The organism is Flammeovirga sp. EKP202, from assembly GCF_014534745.1.
GTDB lineage: Bacteria > Bacteroidota > Bacteroidia > Cytophagales > Flammeovirgaceae > Flammeovirga.
On record NZ_JACVVP010000009.1, the window covers coordinates 179,188 to 197,366 of the forward strand.

15 protein-coding genes are annotated in these 18,179 nt (G+C 34.2%); 5 read left to right on the forward strand and 10 right to left on the reverse strand.

Annotated elements, in window-relative coordinates; translation table 11 throughout:
• Positions 1–17 precede the first annotated feature (17 nt).
• On the forward strand, positions 18–1,511 hold the full coding sequence (locus IC221_RS07985) for a sulfatase-like hydrolase/transferase (protein WP_188168454.1): 1,494 nt from the start codon (positions 18–20) through the stop codon (positions 1,509–1,511).
• A gap of 69 nt (positions 1,512–1,580) precedes the next feature.
• Here IC221_RS07985 and IC221_RS07990 read toward each other — a convergent pair whose 3' ends face one another.
• From IC221_RS07990 to IC221_RS08015, 6 genes are all read right to left on the reverse strand, one after another.
• Positions 1,581–1,976, reverse strand: a complete 396-nt coding sequence (locus IC221_RS07990; RefSeq protein ID WP_188168455.1) for a hypothetical protein — start codon at positions 1,974–1,976, stop codon at positions 1,581–1,583.
• A gap of 93 nt (positions 1,977–2,069) precedes the next feature.
• On the reverse strand, positions 2,070–3,566 hold the full coding sequence (locus tag IC221_RS07995; RefSeq protein WP_188168456.1) for a SulP family inorganic anion transporter: 1,497 nt from the start codon (positions 3,564–3,566) through the stop codon (positions 2,070–2,072).
• 216 nt (positions 3,567–3,782) lie between these two features.
• Positions 3,783–5,522: an ABC transporter ATP-binding protein gene (locus tag IC221_RS08000; protein ID WP_188168457.1), complete on the reverse strand. Its 1,740-nt coding sequence runs from the start codon at positions 5,520–5,522 to the stop codon at positions 3,783–3,785.
• 274 nt (positions 5,523–5,796) lie between these two features.
• Positions 5,797–6,375, reverse strand: a complete 579-nt coding sequence (locus IC221_RS08005; RefSeq protein ID WP_188168458.1) for a DinB family protein — start codon at positions 6,373–6,375, stop codon at positions 5,797–5,799.
• 281 nt (positions 6,376–6,656) lie between these two features.
• Positions 6,657–7,244 carry a Pathogenesis-related transcriptional factor and ERF protein gene (locus IC221_RS08010; RefSeq protein ID WP_188168459.1) on the reverse strand — a complete coding sequence of 196 codons (588 nt, stop codon included), beginning with the start codon at positions 7,242–7,244 and terminating at the stop codon, positions 6,657–6,659.
• Between the two features lie 29 nt (positions 7,245–7,273).
• Positions 7,274–7,645, reverse strand: coding sequence for a hypothetical protein (locus IC221_RS08015; protein ID WP_044200710.1), 372 nt, complete (start codon positions 7,643–7,645; stop codon positions 7,274–7,276).
• Positions 7,646–7,875: 230 nt separating this feature from the next.
• On the opposite strand from IC221_RS08015, the gene IC221_RS08020 reads away from it, so the two are divergent.
• From IC221_RS08020 to IC221_RS08035, 4 genes are read left to right on the forward strand one after another with little or no spacing between them, the layout of a single operon-like run.
• Positions 7,876–8,136, forward strand: coding sequence for a DUF2061 domain-containing protein (locus IC221_RS08020; RefSeq protein WP_188168460.1), 261 nt, complete (start codon positions 7,876–7,878; stop codon positions 8,134–8,136).
• A gap of 55 nt (positions 8,137–8,191) precedes the next feature.
• Positions 8,192–11,809 (forward strand): caspase family protein, encoded by a 3,618-nt coding sequence (locus IC221_RS08025; RefSeq protein WP_188168461.1) that lies wholly within the window; start codon positions 8,192–8,194, stop codon positions 11,807–11,809.
• A 55-nt stretch (positions 11,810–11,864) separates the two neighbouring features.
• Positions 11,865–12,452: a Maf family nucleotide pyrophosphatase gene (locus IC221_RS08030; protein ID WP_188168462.1), complete on the forward strand. Its 588-nt coding sequence runs from the start codon at positions 11,865–11,867 to the stop codon at positions 12,450–12,452.
• Positions 12,452–13,054 (forward strand): DUF445 domain-containing protein, encoded by a 603-nt coding sequence (locus tag IC221_RS08035; RefSeq protein WP_188168463.1) that lies wholly within the window; start codon positions 12,452–12,454, stop codon positions 13,052–13,054. Before IC221_RS08030 ends, IC221_RS08035 begins: the two co-directional genes overlap by 1 nt.
• A gap of 71 nt (positions 13,055–13,125) precedes the next feature.
• Here the strand turns inward: IC221_RS08035 and IC221_RS08040 are convergent, their stop codons facing one another.
• The 4 genes from IC221_RS08040 to IC221_RS08055 all read right to left on the reverse strand — a co-directional run bounded on the left by IC221_RS08040 (position 13,126) and on the right by IC221_RS08055 (position 18,176).
• Positions 13,126–13,854: a DUF4184 family protein gene (locus IC221_RS08040; protein WP_188168464.1), complete on the reverse strand. Its 729-nt coding sequence runs from the start codon at positions 13,852–13,854 to the stop codon at positions 13,126–13,128.
• Positions 13,855–14,020: 166 nt separating this feature from the next.
• A complete protein-coding gene (gene ispG, locus IC221_RS08045; protein WP_188168465.1) occupies positions 14,021–15,985 on the reverse strand; it encodes a (E)-4-hydroxy-3-methylbut-2-enyl-diphosphate synthase in 1,965 nt (654 codons plus the stop codon).
• A 357-nt stretch (positions 15,986–16,342) separates the two neighbouring features.
• Positions 16,343–17,263, reverse strand: a complete 921-nt coding sequence (locus IC221_RS08050) for an AraC family transcriptional regulator (protein ID WP_044201009.1) — start codon at positions 17,261–17,263, stop codon at positions 16,343–16,345.
• 427 nt (positions 17,264–17,690) lie between these two features.
• Positions 17,691–18,176, reverse strand: a complete 486-nt coding sequence (locus IC221_RS08055; RefSeq protein ID WP_188168466.1) for a flavin reductase family protein — start codon at positions 18,174–18,176, stop codon at positions 17,691–17,693.
• Positions 18,177–18,179 lie beyond the last annotated feature (3 nt).

The window sequence follows — 18,179 nt, forward strand, 5'->3', positions numbered from 1 at the left end:
CTAAACGTTTAAAACAAATGAAAGTAACAACCAAAAAAGCGATAACGCTACTGTTTATATTGACAGTTTATCAGCAATTGGTCAATGCACAAATTCAGAGTGAGAACCGCCCTAATATTATCGTTATTCTTGCAGATGATTTAGGATATGGTGATGTAGGTTTTACAGGTTGTAAAGATATAAAGACACCGCAAATAGACAATTTAGCTCAAAGTGGAGTAGTTTGTACCAATGCTTATGTGACACATCCGTATTGTGGTCCCTCACGGGCAGGCTTACTAACGGGCAGACATCAAGCGAGGTTCGGGATGGAAATCAATCCAACAAATTCACCATTTGATTTACATATGGGGTTGCCTTTAGAGGAAAAAACATTTGGTGAAAGATTGAAAGAAGTAGGATATACAACGGCTATTATTGGAAAGTGGCATATGGGAGGTGCACCGCCTTATCACCCCAATAACAGAGGATTTGACCATTTCTACGGTTTTCTTTCAGGGGGACATAGTTATTTTCCTTCAGGAATTAATGCTATTTCACCTTTAGTCAACAAAAATGGACAACCTAATTATTGTGCTAATGAAGGAGATTATAAACCTTTATGGAGAAATAACGGCGCTGGAGAATTTAAGGAGTACCTTACAAGAGCATTGAGTAATGACGCTGCCGCATTTGTGAAATCGGCAGATAAACCTTTCTTATTATACTTAGCCTATAATGCACCACATCAACCACTCCAAGCTCCCAAAGAAACGATCCAAAAATACAGCCATATTGAAAATAAGTATCGTAGAACGTACGCGGCAATGATTGATGAAATGGATCAAGGTATAGGAACGGTTGTCAAAGCTTTAAAAGCTACAGGGAAATATGAAAATACAATTATCTTTTTCCTTTCGGATAATGGTGGAGATAGAGCGATAAAACCTTGGCAACCGGTACACTATACTAGTAACTTTCCTTATAGGAAGGGAAAGGGATCATTCTTTGAAGGAGGAATTCATGTGCCCTTCTTCATTCATTGGCCTGATGGAATTGAAAAGCCACTTGAATTTGATGGTTTGGTTTCCTCATTGGATATTTCTGCTACTGCTTATGCTGTTGCAGGGGTAGACACAGTCGGTCGGAAGCTTGATGGTATTGATTTGGTTCCTTTTATACAAAGAAAGAAAAAAGGATCTCCTCATGAAGCTATTTTCTGGAGAGAAAATGAAGGAAAGGCTTGGGCCGTTAGAACCGTTGATGCTAAATACCTTTTAACTTCATCAAAAGAAAAACCTCAGCTTTTTGATATGAAAAAGGATCCTTATGAAAGTGAAAATATTGTAGAAACTAAATCCAAAAAGCGAGCTCAAATCGCTTCATTATGGAACAAATGGAATGAAGAAAATAAACCAGTGATTTGGTTACAATCAGGTGAATACCAAAAACGTAGGTTACAACTTTATCAGGAACTACATCAAGAAATGATAGATAAGGCCTCAGAAAGAAAACCTTTAATTATTGAATAGTTACTGTAAGAAATGATATATTATCAAGCCTCATGACTCCTTGATCATGAGGCTTTTGGGTTTTAAAGATTATTCAGAAATAATAATCGTAAAGGTTTTGTCATTTGAATCAGGTGATTCAATAATTACTTTATATTCTCCCGTTTCATTTGGAGTGAAATTAAAGGTGACCTCTCCAATAGGTGCAATGTCAGTACAAATACAGCCTTCATAGACCGCTTCGACTGAAAGAGTCACTGTTTTACCTTCTATGTTTTGATTTAATTTGCTGAATTGTCCACATCCATTGGATAGTGTGTATTCAATAGTACCTTCAATCGGTTCTCCAACTTTGCCTTGAGACGGTAGAGAAACGTCATTGATATAGCTTAGTTCAGTAGATCTACAATCTTCAATAATGTTATCATCAGAACTGCATGAGAAAATGAAGATGGATAAAATAAAGAATTGTAATACTTTTAACATTGTTTGCTTATTTTGATATAAATGAATTTGAAATTAAAGATAAAAAAAACTCCTTACATCTCTGTAAGGAGTTCGCAATCTATGTTTCAAATATTACTTTGCTAAGATTAATTCAGCTTGAATATTCTTTTGTTCCGCTTCACCCTGCATAAAATCTTCAATGATTTCTTTTACGTCACTATGAAGTGTTTTACTCTTACTTGCATCAATCACTACTTGTGAGTTTTCTGGGACATTGTCCAAGGCTTTTTTTACTTGTGCTTTATTCAGGAAACTGACCTGATTAGCCAATTCAATATGAATTGGCCCCTCTGCACTTTGTTGTTGATTGTCTTGCTTCACATCCACTACGTCTTTCATGGTTTCCCAAACGATTTCTACGACAGAAACGATAAGACCAAGTGCAATACCTTCTAATAAATCGGTAAATACTACACCTAAAGCGGTTACAATAAATGGTAAAAACTGTTGAATACCCTTGTTGTACATCGAAATGAAATTCTGAGGTTTTGCAAGTTTGTAGCCCACTGTAAGTAGAATTGCCGCCAAGCATGCCAAAGGAATTAAATCCAATAATACAGGGATAGTTAAGACACAAATAAATAGTAAAACACCATGAAAAATAGCAGATAATTTACTTTGTCCACCAGATTGAACATTTACAGAACTTCGAACGATTACTTGAGTAATCGGTAAGCCCCCAATTAATCCTGAAATAATATTACCCGTTCCTTGAGCGATCAGTTCTCTATTGGTTGGGGTATGTCTTTTTTGAGGATCCATTTTATCTGCTGCTTCAACAGAAAGTAGCGTTTCTAAACTTGCTACAATAGCCATTGTAAAGGCAATGGTATATACATGAGGGTTATTCCAAGCACTGAAATCAGGGAATCTAAAAGTTCCTAAAAACTCATCCATATTGTGAATTACAGGAAGAGCAACTAATTGAGATTCAAGAATACCAAAGGTTGGATGTCCTTCGGTTCCTACATAAAAAAGAATACCGAAGAGTACTGTAGCTAACGGTCCCGGTATAATTTTAAGTATTTTATTTTTTTGTATGAATGGCTTTTCCCAACCAATCAAAATAAGTAATGATACTGCAGTCACAATAACGGCACCCGTAGTAATATTAGAAAGGCTTAATGTTAATTCATGATCCGGTCCTACATATCCCAAAGCATTAGGTAACTGCTGGAATAATATATTAATACCAATACCTGTAAGCATTCCTTTGATCACAGCATTCGGAAAATAATACCCGATCACACCTGCTTTGAAAACGCCTAATAAAATCTGTATTACACCGGCTAATACAACTGTACATAAAAATGCTTCAAACGAACCTAAATCCTGAATAGAATGAAAAACGATTACAGCAAGCCCAGCAGCAGGTCCACTTACACCGACCGCAGATCCACTGAACGACGCAACAACAATTCCACCAATAATACCTGCAATGACACCAGACAATAATGGAGCACCTGAGGCTAATGCTATTCCAAGGCAGAGGGGTAATGCCACTAAGAATACAACTATACTAGCAGGAAAATCCTTCTTATAGTTGTTGAATAAATTTGATTTGTTCATCTTAAAAGTTATAGACAGAAATATCTGTTTGAATTATTATAGTATATGATTATAATACAATAATAGTGTGTACACTTTTAGAGGAACAATGCTAACAATCATCTTTTCATATTTGGATTAAAAGGGATATTGAATTATGAAAACACCCCTAATCATTGATAACAAAGTGCAGATTGAAAAGATGTTTATAGTGAAACAATTGTTATTTTTTTTAAATTATATTCTAGCTTGGTATTTATACAATTGATGGTACCTTCCTTCCTTTTGAAGCAAGGCATCATGGGTACCGGTTTCAATGATTTTTCCTTGGTCCATTACTAATATTTGATCGGCTTGTTGAATTGTGCTTAGACGGTGTGCAATAACGATTGTAGTTCTTCCTTTCATTAATTTAGCTAATGATTCCTGAATTAATGCTTCACTTTCAGTATCTAAGTTTGAGGTGGCTTCATCTAAAATAATGATTTGAGGATTGGCAATAATTGCTCTTGCGATTGCAATTCTTTGTCGTTGTCCACCTGATAATTTTACACCTCTTTCTCCTATTATTGTTAGAAGTCCATCATCGAATCTGTCCGTAAATTCATCAACATAGGCACCTTTAATAGCATTTTGTAATTCTTCTTCAGTGGCATCCGGATTGGAGAAAAGTATGTTTTCTCGAATGCTTCCTTCAAAAAGGAAATCATCTTGAAGTACAACTCCTAGGTGTTGTCGAAAGGAGTGAAGTTGTACTGTTCTTAAATCCTGTTGATCGAGGAATATTTTACCTTTTGTAGGGTTTAAAAATGATGCTGCCAAGCTGGCAATAGTTGTTTTACCAGAACCAGAAGATCCTACTAAAGCAGTAATACTACCTGCCTTTGCTTCAAAACTTATATTGTGTAATACTTCCTTGTCTTCCTCGTATTCAAAAGACACATTTTCAAATTTTATATTTCCTTCTATGGCATGTGGAACAATTTCTATTCTTAATGGATCATCTTGCTCGCCTGCTTGATTCATGATCTCCTCCGTTCTGTCTAATCCAGCGAAAGCCTCGGTAAGTTGGCTGCCAATATTACTCATTTGAATAATTGGGGCTACCATAAACCCAAGGTATAAGGTAAATGACAAAAAGTCTCCGACAGTGAGTTCACCTTGCATTATTTTATAACCACCAATACCCATAATACCAGTTGACGCAAGCCCTAAAAGAAAAGCACTAGAACTTGTCATGATAGCAGTGGCCGTCATGCTTTTCTTGATGTTGTTAAACAGTCGAATTACACCTTCTTCGAAAATACGATTTTCTTCTCCCTCAGCATTAAAACCTTTTATTACTCTTACACCATTCAAGGACTCTGTAAGTCGGCCTGTTACTTCAGCCTTAATCTGTCCTCTTTTTCTAAAAATAGGACGTATAGATTGAAAGGCTTTCATGGAGACGACTCCAAATATGGAGACAGGTACAAGTACAAACAAGGTCATGGAAAGGCTAATCTTCACGAGTAGTATGGTTGAAATTACAGCAGTAATTGTACCTCCAATTAATTGAACTAGGCCAGTACCTACTAAATTTCTAACCCCCTCCACATCACTCATAATCCTTGAGACTAAAACCCCTGATTTTGTATTGTCGAAAAAAGAAATCGGAAGTGAAATGATATGTTTTTGCACTTTCGCTCTTAATTCAGAAATCAAGCGTTGAGCTTCTATACTGAGTACTTTAGTAAGCAAGAAACTACTAAAAGCTTGAATGAAGATTGATGAAATGACTACAGTTACTAATAGTTTTAACTGTTCATAATCTTCATTCACGATTACATCATCCATTAAATATTTACTTGCACCTGGTAAGACAAGTCCGCTTAAACGATTAATGATAATGAGGACTAAACCGAAGAAAAGATATTTTCTTCTTGGCCAGATAATTTCTTTAAAAACTTTTTGAAGGGAGATTCTTTGTTTTGCCATATTACGTATCCTAAAGTATTCTATATATAATACTACATCAAAAATTGGACAAAAAAAAGATCTATACATTCTAAATGTATAGATCATATAATGATTAATTTACAGTTAGTACTTGGGTGTCAATGTTCTTAATGGGTTAATAAATCTTGCTTATTCTAAAAGTACCAAAAAAAATCTTCTAACACAGTGTAATGAAAGTAGAATCTTTAAAAGGTTCAGCGTTTTCTTACTATCCTTCTATTCGGTATTTATCTTTATAAAATTACACAATTTATCATGTATTTACCCCTTCATTTTTTTCCATGTGAAGCAAAATCTTTTTGATTTGAAGCATATGCCTTTCTTCATGATTAATGATAAAATGAATAGTATCTCCAAGTTGAAGTGTAATCCATTTTGAAATTGTTATGGGACACCTTTTTTGCTCTAGGTCTTTATTTTTTGCCTGTTCAACGATGATAAGCAGCTTGTTGATTTGCTGTATACGAGTAGTGATAACATCACTTTCAAGAGGTAAACCTAGTGGATTTTTCTCTTTAGGAGAGGGCATTTTATTTTTAATCTTTTGTTCGGAAGGCTTCATGCTATTGGCAAAATAATTACCAAGCCACCCACTTTTATATTGCTCCTTTTGCTTGTCTTTAGCTGTTTTAAGTAAATGTTGGAATTGAGGAATATAGAATTCACCATATAAGTTAAGGTGATATAAGCATTCTAAAATATTCCAGGCCTTTTCATATTTTCTGTATTGTAGATGTGCTAAAGGAAGCTGTTGGATTTTTTTGACCTGAATCAACTCTTTTTCTAAACCATCTTGGAGTGTTGCTAAAAATTGTGCTTGATTAATTCTCATGTGTAAAAGTTTTGTTTATACAAATATGAACCAACTTGTATTGGTAAATCTTGATTGAGATCAAGATTTTATAACGCAACAATTATTAGCAAGAGTGATGAGGTCTAAAGAAAAGAACTACTTCCTTTCTTAGTATCTGAATATGGAGCTTATTCAAAAGCATTCAGAGTACTTTTATAAAGAAGTAGTTCATTTTATAAAAACTTATAATAAAGCAAATAATAATAAAACGCAGTCTGTACTTAAATTAACGATAAAGCAGTATTTATAAATAGTAAAGTTTAATCAAGACTTTCATCTGAACTTTCAGGAGCATCTGGAGTGATTTCCTCGATGTCCTTAATTTTGTTAAGGTTTCTAGTTTTTCCAAACAATTCTATTGACTTTTTATTGTATGCCAAAGCTGCTTCTTGTGGTGTTTTATAAGTGCCTAAAGATATAGGTTTTCGATCTTTATAGATCACAGCTCTATAACTGTATTTGTCTTTCACTACTCCAATATAACCTGTCTTATTATGTTTAGAGGGGGTGTTTCTTTTTATAATAGATCGGTTTGAGTACGTCAGGTTTTTAATTCGACAATCTAACTTGTTACCATTAATAATACGAATTAAGGTGTAGTCTCCCTTTGTACTTTCATCTAAATATTTTTCAGCTATAAGTTTGTGAAGATAAATGGTTTCAGTTTTGTATTTACCGTCACTCTGCTTCCAAGATTTTTGGAATACCGCTCTGCCTGAAGAATGTTCCCTAAGGTTGTAGATAAAGTCTAGGCTCTTGTAGTAAGGATTGTCTCTTAAAAATTCATAAACATGATCATCAACGATCACCTGATTTGGAGAATTCTTTAGTTGTAATTTGACAAGCATGATAGATGAGGAGAGATATTAAAAAATAATTAAATTGTCAGTGCTGTAGAACTTTTTTTAGCTGCTTTTTTATTTTTTTCCTTAGCGGCTTCATGTCTATCTTTTGCCTCATGCCAGTACTTGTTGGTGATTTCAATTACTTCCTCTTTCTTCTTTTGAGTAATGTCTTGATAAAGCCCTAACTTTTTCCGGCCAACTCTATTTTTCACAGTGTTCGAAGCTCGTAAACATCCAAGTTCTTTTAATTTTTCAGCTATTTTTGAAAAAATGAATCCCATACGTTGCTCTTCATTTTCTCTCATTAGTTGATTACGATAATTCATCAAGTTACCCAGGATTAAGCTGTAGTCTTTTGTCCCTACTTCTCGCTGTTCACCAGGATAGTTTTTCCTTTTTCTCATTAGTTTGTTAAGTATATTAGTATCGACGCTAATTGGTAGCTATATTCAATTAAATGTTAATTAAATCAAATACATCGAATTATACAATTTTATCTAAGTTTATTTTATAAAAACATACTCTTTCACTAAAACATAAGCCTCTTTTTTTGAAAAGTGTAAACTTATTTCTATAATTGCCTAGTAATCCACTAGAGTAATTGTATTACTTTTAAAATTAAACTAATAACTTAATGTTTGTAGATAAGGTTTTAGAGAAAAGAATCGAGGAAAGCGACTCCGCGGTGAAGGATAAAAACAACAAACAACCTAAATGGGTGAGTGTTGCGAAATCAGTATCTTGGCGTGCTGTAGGCACAGTTGATACAATGGTAATTTCGTATTTCGTTACTGGTGAAATAACAATGGCTGTATCAATTGGTTCATTTGAAGTGTTTTCAAAAATGGTGTTATACTATTTCCATGAGAGAGTGTGGGAAAAATTCACTAAATAATATCTTTAGCAATAGATTCATGGTTATATTTACATTGTAAATTAAACAATGTGATATGTACTTCATTGAAAATCATATAGAAAAAAGAAGGCTGATAATTTTGTTTGGCCTTCTTTTTTACTATTCAAACTTTTTATTTTCCCAGTCTTCTAACATTACACTGACGTTTTCTCAAGGTCACCTTGGAGAAGTTACGTCTTTAGATATAAGTAAAGATGCTTCTTTGGTCATTTCGGCAGGGAAGGATAAGAAAATCAAAGTCTGGGACTTACAGCAAGAACGTTTACTAAGAACTATCAATGCTCATGAAATTGGGATTACTGACATTGCACTTTCTACTGACAAACAATACATTGTTTCCTCAGGTTCTGATCATAAAGTAAGAATTTGGCAGACAAAGACGGGGATGCTTTTAACTGAACTCAAAGAACTAAATGAGCCCGTAGTAGAAGCAAAATTTCAAAAAAATGTTGTTGTATTTATTGATGCCCGTGGTAATATTTTCCATTGGGATTGGCAGTCTGAGGGCTCAAAAGTAAACGGTTGGACAAGTGAAATGACAGGAGGTATTTCTTGTTTTATTACAAAACCGAAGTCGAGTTCGTGGACCGCTTTTGGTAAGTATAACGGTGAAGTAGAAATATGGAACTCCACTCAAAAAAAACTTAAATCAACTAAAAAGTTACATGAAGATTGGGTATCAGACTTAAGATACATTCATGATAAAAAAATACTTGTTTCTGGTAGTTATGATGGAACATTAAGAGTATGGAATCAACAAAGTGATGCTATAAATGATCCTATTCGTTTACCGGATAACAATGGTGTGCGATCGATAACTTATTCTCATTCTATAGATCGATTGATAGTAACTTCTCATGGAAATCATGCTTATTATTATAAGGTTATCGGAAATGATTTGGAGTTAGTATCTACATTTGAAGACCGTGAGATTGTAACAAATGCTTTTAATAGAAAGGGGGAACTAGCAGTTATTGCCTATAAAAATGGAGAAATTGCTTTATGGGAAATTAAAGGACGTCGATTGAAGGCAGCATGGAAACCAATATTAGACAAAGCAATTGGGTTTTCGGCTTCTCTCACTTCGAACGCAATTGCTGTTTCTTCCGAAAGTGGTAATATTAGGCTTTGGGAGTCAGGAAGTAGAGGTGATTTACAGAAATGGAAAGCACATCAAAAAGCAATTTCATCTATTTTCTTTAATTGGAAAGGACGGCTTGTCACGACTTCTCTAGACAGTACGCTTAAAGTTTGGGATCATCAAAATAATTATAAATTACTGTCTTCTAGGAAGTTTGATTATCCTATTATACTTTCAAAATTACATCCTGTTGACTCGTTAGCATTTTTGGTGAATAATGGAGGTGATCTTATTTTACAAAACCTCAACCAATTACAACAATCAAAAACTGTATTTAGCTCTTTCAATACTATTACTTCTTTAGCCATTTCTTTAGATGGTTCTAAAGTCGCCGTTGGGTTAAGCAATCGTTCTGTACATGTATTAGATCTAAAAAATAATTTTACAGTCTTAAAAAAGATTAGAGTTAGTGATCGACATATTAATACGTTAGCTTTTAGTTTGGATGGTCAATCTTTATTAGTAGGAAGTAATCATAAATTACTTTTGTACGATCTTAAGACTGGTGAAATAGCGCAGCAAAGGGAGGTGGATCACCCTGTTAAAAGTATTGCTTTTACTTTTGATGGAAAATATATATTGCTATCAGAAGAAAGTGGAGACTTGACTTCTTATTCCAGTGATCTAAAAAGTCAGGTTTATAAATATCCTCAGAATAATGGAGATATTATTGAACTTTTTGACTTTCCAGGAAAACAAGTATTTGTAACCTTGTCAAATGATTTTGCCGTTGGTATTTGGGATTTAGAATCACCCAACAGATTTGGGGCTGTACTATCGGATGGAGATGTTGGATGGGTAGTAGAGCATTATTCTGGTTTGTTCGATGCTTCAGAAACTAATATGAGTAATTTGTATTATGTGGTGGATAATGAAATCATTGATATAGCACAGTTGCAAGGTATGTATTGGGAACCTGGTTTGGGAACAAAACTGTTCAATGGGCAACCACTTCGTGAAGTTCCTTTCCTAAGCACAGTCTCTTTATACCCGGAAGCGAATTTATATACTAAGAATGACAAGCTTTATATTGAGGTTTTTGACCGAGGTGGAGGTATTGGTAAAGTAGCCGTTATGGTTAATAACAAAGAAGTTTTGGATGATGTGACACCTTATAGAATGGCTATTGATGTTAATCACTTAAACTTAAATATACTTAAGCAAAAGAGTCAGACGATTAAATATGTGGTGCCAATGGACACCTTAAGTTATTTATTCCAAAATGGTGATGCACTCAATAATATTACAGTAAAAGTCGAAAATAAGGAAGGGACACTGTCTGGGAGAGGCTTAACGATCAGACATAAATCTAAAAATACTCAGAAAGAAATACCTTCTTTTTATGGAATTGTAATTGGTGTGTCGGATTATAGGGGGACTACATTAGACCTTAAATATGCTGCAGATGATGCCGAGAAAATTGCTTCATCCATCAAAGAATCGGCCTCAGAATTATTTGGGGAACATAGAGTAAGAGTCGATTTATTTTCGACAAATGCTGAGGATCCTCTTTATCAACCTACAAAGGAGAATATTAAAAACAGTTTTGATAGTCTTCAGTCTTTGGCGAATCCATCAGATGTACTTTTTGTTTTTCTAGCAGGTCATGGAATGGCATTGCAAGAACAAAATGGGGAGGAAGATTTCTACTACCTTACCAAGGATATGATCACAGCAGATCTTAAAGATCAAAACATTCGAGATAATTATACTATTGCAGGTAAAGAATGGTTGGATTGGATGAAAAAAATCCCTGTTACAAGACAAGTCTTTATCATGGATGCGTGTAATGCTGGGAAGTTTGCAGAGACAATTATCGCCATGCGAAATGTAGATGATGAATCTGTTCGATTGAGAGCTTTAGAGCGGGTGAGGTCCAGATCTGGAATGTATCTTTTAGCGGGTTCTGCAGCAGATAAAGTAAGTTACGAATCGACAATGTACGGTCAAGGGTTATTAACTTATGCTTTGTTGGATTATTTAAAAAGAGGTAACCTTAGAAAAGGAGAGTTTGTAGATGTGCAAATGATGTTTGGGAATGCTGTAGATGAAGTGCCAAGATTAGCTGAGCGATTCGGGGCGTCTCAGCAGCCAGAAATGAGAATTCCTGAAGGAGGTGATAGTTTTGATATTGGAAGAGTCACGGATGATTTGAAAAGTAATATTAATATTTCAACTGCTTTATCAAGAGTGACTTCAACAGCAATAGAAGAAGATAGTTCTTGGGTGGATCATGAAGGTATATCAAAAATGATTGATGAAAGACTGTTGAGATTGTCTGAGGGGTTGAATAGTGGCTATAATTATTTTACTTTTTCACCTTTTGCAAAAGGAGAGGATGTTTATCAAATAAAAGGTAGATATACCGTAGTGAACGATTCTATTGCTTTGAAAATGAAAATAGTAGAAGGTCGTGAGCAAGTGTATTACAAAGAATATGTAGCAGATGAAAAGGAATCATTATTAGAACGTTGCATAATAGATATTCTAAACTTTTTTAGGGATCTATAGTTATTTATTATTTTTGAGTTTCGAAAACTGAACAACAAAGAGAATTTATACCTAAATGATAGATTTAAAAGGTAAAAAAATAATTTTAGCTTCAAAAAGTCCGCGTAGGGCTTCTCTATTATCAGAGATGGATATTCCATTTGAGGTAAAAGTAAGAGAGGTTGATGAATCGTATCCTGATACCCTTCCACCCGAAGAGGTAGCGGAATATATTGCAAAGCAAAAGGCAAAAGCGTTTGATGATTTAAAAGAAAACGAAATTGCCATTTTTTCGGATACCGTGGTGGTAAACCAAAGTGATGTGCTAGGTAAACCAAAAGATTTCGAAGAGGCTAAGGCAATGCTTCAAGGTCTGTCAGGAAATTCACATACAGTTTATTCTGCTGTTTGTATAAAAACAAGTACTCAAGAGGTTTCATTTACGGATCGAACTTTAGTGACTTTTCTTCCTATGAGTGAAGAAGTGTTGAACTATTATATCAATGAAAAGCAACCTTTTGATAAAGCAGGTGCATACGGTATTCAAGAATGGATAGGAATGACGATGATTCAGAAAATAGAAGGTTCTTATTTTACAGTAATGGGTTTGCCCACTGCTATTTTATATCAAAAATTAAATCAAATTATTAAAGAAGATAATTAATGAGTTCTTATTTAATGTGGATGTTTCCAGTGATTTCGGCTGGGATTGGATGGATTACAAATTATGTAGCGATTAAAATGCTCTTCCATCCAAGAAAACCAATTAAGATATTGTTTTTTACCTTACACGGTGTCTTTCCAAGAAGAAAGAAAACTTTGGCAAGGAGACTTGGAATCATCGTAGAGAAGGATCTCTTTACACCTGATATGATTTTAGATAAGCTAAAGACAGAGGAGAATCAGGAAAAACTCTTTAAGGCAATTATGGTCAGAGTTAACGAATTTGTTGATGAAAAAGCAACGCAGTTTGGACCTATGCTACAAATGTTTGGTGGTGATGCAATTATTCAGCAAATTAGAACTGGAATGGAAAACTCTGTAAAAGAGATGGTGCCGAAACTGCTGGATGATATTGGAACAAATATTTCAAGTATTAGCATCGAACAAGTGGTTTATGAGAAAGTCATGGATTTTTCGGATGCAAAGTTCGAAGATTTATTGATGTCAGTCATTAAGCAAGAGCTTACTTTTATAGAGATTATGGGAGCCGTTCTTGGTTTCTTTATTGGTTTGATTCAAGTGGGAATATTAATGCTAGCATAAATATTTATCCTTCATTTTATACTTTCAAGAAGGGGTTGTGTTGAAAACATAATCCCTTTATTTTTTGTCCTTTACCTTCTAATCATTTTCAAAAAGTAACGCCATCTAAAGCAAGTGAATGTTAGAGCGTAGAAAAAAGCACCGCCAATAGCAATTCCCCAATCCCACAAGATCAATGGTGGAGGGAGGATTAGATTACGTATGAATATTATAAAAATAAGTATACTAAATAGTTCCAACCAAAATGAGGGAAACCATTCACTCAGTTTAACTTTCTTCAAACTATTTTTCAAGTCAAATGCAGTAATCGCCAACCAAACACATTGTGCAGTTCCAAATAACGAAACGCTTACCCATATTATATTATGAATATTCATTTTAAAAGAAGGGGTGATGTAAACCTCGTCCATGAGATAGGGTAGGTCTTTTACAAAAAAACCTTCTTCACCTGTAATTGCATCAAGGAAAAAATGAGTGGCAATGCCTATTGATATAGAAACTAGAATTTGAAAAAATGAATAGTTTGTTCTTGTTTGACGTCTTTTGAAACGAATAGGAGTAACCCTTCTTAATACAGGTTTGAAAAATAATTTATTGATATAGTATACCAATATTCCTACAGGTAAATTAAAAACAAAAATGCCAATAAAGGTGTGAGCTAGTTTTACACTTTGCTGAAGTTGAAGATAATGCTCAAAATCTGGAATTATGCTTCCAATGATAAGAGCAGAGACAGATAAATAATGAGAATATCTGAAAAGTGGTAGAACTGCACTAGGATGAGCAAATGTTATGGGCATATATTAAAGCAAATTTTTACTAGTTTAAGATAAAAATTTGAGAACAGATAACATACCGATCATTATACTATCTGTTGATAATGATGTAAGAAAATAAAATTAATTCAATTTTTACAATAAAAAAAGGGGTTAAATAAGACTTTAACCCCTATTGTATATCTATATTTTATTGCACTACTTCCTGTTGAGGAGCAAACCAATTGCCATCCTCATCAATAAGTTTGATTAATTCATCTACTGCATCCGCTTCAGGAACTGATCTTTTTACGACTTCTTGTCCTCTATAAAGCGTGATTTTTCCTTTACCTGAACCAACATAACCGTAATCGGCATCAGCCATTTCACCAGGGCCATTTACAATACAGCCCATAATACCAATTTTGACACCTTTCAAGTGGTCTGTTCTCTGACGAATCATTGCTGTTGTTTCTTGTAGGTCAAATAAAGTTCGACCACAAGATGGACATGAAATGTACTCCGTTTTTGTCATTCTCGTTCTTGCAGCTTGCAGAATGCCAAATGATAATCGATTACAAAACTCAGTAGCTTCAAGTGTGTGTGTTGTGCTTAGCATTACACCATCCCCTAATCCATCGATTAATAATCCACCAATATCAGTAGAACTATAAAGTTGCAGTTGATCATCCGTAAGATTCTCATAGCTTCTCTCAATCACTACTGGATTTTTAACGTCCTCACTGTAAAGCTTAAATAATAATGCTCTCAACTCAGGCATAGCATGAGCGTTTTCTGTATGAATGATAAGCACTACATTTTCTGCTTGTTTCAATGAAGTTAAGGTAGCTTCATCAATAGATTCAAAAGTGACTCTTACAAAATTAAGCTCTTGGTGTACCTCTTCGCTATTTAAGTACTGATCTAATTCAAAAAGAGGGTAGGTGTCCTCCATTGAATTCCATGAAGAAGCATCAACAATATTTTTTAGACCATTAGGGGCCATAAAAGGAAGTGCTTTTTTACCTGTATAGATATAATCTGCTCCATGATCACTCATTGCCCATTTATCTGTCGCTGGTAAATAGTGATGCCCAATCGCTTTAAGGCTTTTCATGGTAATGTCCTCAATTTGAGAAAAATTAGCAATGACTCTAGGGACATTATGATCACCAAATGTAGCTACTTCTTTGGTTACTCTTCTTTCATATTTGAAAGGATTTTTTGGTGACGATGTGATTGGTGTGTTGATTGATTTGCTTTCAGTGCTTCTATTGTCATACCTTTTGATTAGAGCTTCAGCAACAGGAGCCTCAGCTTCTGGAGCTTCCGTTAACGATACTCTTACCGTATCACCAAGTCCGTCTTCTAATAAGGTACCAATACCTACAGCAGATTTTACTCTACCATCTTCTCCGTCACCTGCCTCCGTCACTCCTAAATGTAAAGGATAAGGTTTTAAGCCTTCTTCTTCCATTTTTTGAACCAACAATCTATAGGCTTGTACCATCACTTGTGTATTACTGGCTTTCATAGAAAGCACAATTTCATGATAATCTAATTCATCACAAATTCTTAGGAACTCTAACGCAGACTCTACCATTCCAAGTGGAGTGTCTCCATATCTACTTAAGATACGATCAGAAAGTGAACCGTGGTTTGTGCCAATTCTCATGGCAGTACCGTGTTCTTTACAGATTTCAACCAAAGGAATAAATTTCTCTCTAATTCTATCTAGTTCTGCCTGATAAGTAGCATCGTCGTATTCGATGAAGTCAAATTTCTTCTTATCAGCATAGTTACCAGGGTTGATTCTTACTTTTTCAACAATTTTGGCAGCTACTTCAGCAGCATTTGGAGTAAAGTGTATGTCTGCAACCAAAGGTACGTTATAACCTCTAGCTCTTAATCCGTCTTTTATTTCTTGAAGGTTTTCAGCTTCCTTTTTACTAGGAGCCGTGATTCTTACATATTCACAACCTGATTCAACCATTCTTATAATTTCTTCTATTGACCCTTCAGTATCCATTGTGTCAACAGTAGTCATAGATTGAATTCGAATAGGGTTGTCTCCTCCCATAGGAACTCCTCCAATATTAACGGTTACGGTTTGCCTTCTTTGATACGCGTTAATATTGTCGCAGTAGTTATATGTTTGAATATCTTCTTTTTTCATTGGAATGCTTGTTTGCGACAAAAATACAGATAAAATTTAGATTCAGAATAGAATAAATGTTATATGTTACCAATAACCAATTTTTTAATGTTTTGTTTATTTTGGCTTGGTGATAAGTACTAAGCCAAAAATAAATCATAGTTAATTCTAATTTATTTTTTGTGAGTACAATGCTAAAAAACGTATTAATAGTGGTTCTATTGAAAGTTTTTTGAAGGAAGTAATCGCAAAACAATAAATAGAATTAGTATTAAATAATTTTGTCTTGGTACTTAAGTACTTAAAAAACTATTAAACATAAAAAAAGAGGTCCTTTAATGAGGACCTCCATTTTGAGAATTTCATGGAAGAAAAAGCTTATACATTCATTAATGAATCTCTTCTTCTCATTTTTCCTGCAGGGATACCAAACATCATTTTGAATCGTCTACAGAAATAGGCAGTGTCTTTATAGCCCACCTCAGATCCGATGGCACGAATACTCTTTCTTGATGTACGAAGCAATTCAACTGCTTTTTCCATTCTTTGGTATTCAATGTAATCTTGAGGGTTAATACCAGTCAACATTTTGAAATATTGCCCTACATAATCTTCGGATACATTGGCTACGTTTGCAAGGATCTTGTTAGATAGATCACTTGATATATTATCCTTGATGAAGTTGAAAATATCAATCAATCGAGGATCTTTAAAGTAATTGCTATTTGTGGCAATTTGTTCCACAAACAATTTCTTTTCTAGTACATGTCTAAAGACTTCAATCACTGCATATTCAGTGATATTCGTCGCAATTCGGTCTCTTCCAGGCTTATCACCTAAAGATTCTTTATATATCTTGTCAATAGCTTCGCTGATCTCCTCGTGTTTTGGAATAATGAAAGGAGGGATGTCAAGAGAGTTAAAGAAATTCACTGAGTCAAAAGCTTTTGCGTCAAATGTAACTGACGTAAAACTTGTGTGAATGGTATGCAATGAAACATCATCATTAATTTTTCTCAAGTAAGAGTCTCTATCATTGATAAAGCTCTCATTCGTAACCTCTGTAGTATTAGAATTACCAAAAGCAATCTCAATAGATTTACCTCCAGGAATAAAAACAAGGTCTCCGGCACGAGCTACTTCGTTCTCGTTAACTGTGATATCACCTGATTTAACTTGAATAAGGGTGTTTTGGACATCATAAAAGTTAGAGACTTTTACAGAACGGATAACGTTTAAACTGTTTGAACGGATAAACTTAATGTTTAACGATTCAATGATTTTGTTGTAATCTTCTATCATAGTCATTGTAATTAAAAAGGAGAAATAACTACTACCTACTTAGGCATATGGGTTTAGACATCGGTTATACAAAATGTGCAATTTTATTCTATTACTTATAATCAATTTTTTGTGTAATAATAGGAGAATAACCATGTAGTTTATAGTTATATATTAGTTCCAATACTTAAATAAAGTAATAATGGATCTTAAAATCAAGCATTTTTTTATCTTTTTTTTAATTAATGAATTAAGGTCTATCTTGATATTGTGCAAATTTGTATAAAAATTATCTTTTTTGAAAGAAATACTTAAAATTATATTAATCTAATATTGCCCATTTTTCATCAAAAAATAGGGTATAAAAAAAGCCCAATTATTATTGAGCTTTCTTTATTTTTGAAGCAGAACCTTATTCTTACTTCAATATTTCGATATCGAAAATCTAACTTTGAACCGTAGTATATTGCCCTTGACTGTACAATAAAGGCTTATCGTCGTGATTTTCAGTTGTTTTTATATCCGTGATTTTCCCAATGAAAATACTATGTGTAAAACCATCATGAGCTTCCGTTAATTCACACTCAATGTTTGCAAGTGCATTTTCTAGTACACGACTTTCATCTGAGATATCCCATGTTCCAAGTTGAAATTTTTCTTCTCCCTGGAAGCCTTTATACCCTGCAAAACAATTCGAAATTTCTGACATATCTTCTCTCAAAATATGAACAGAGAATTTTTTATTTTTCAACACTTGATCATGGAATTCTCCATTTTTGTTGACTGAAACTAATAAGCTTGGGGGAGTGTCGGAGAGCGAAGTGACAGCTGTTGCTGTAATACCATTTCTTCCTGCATCACCATCCGTAGAGATTACATTTACGGTAGCAGCAAGGTGTCTCATCGCGTCTTTAAAGAGTTGTTTGTCCATCTA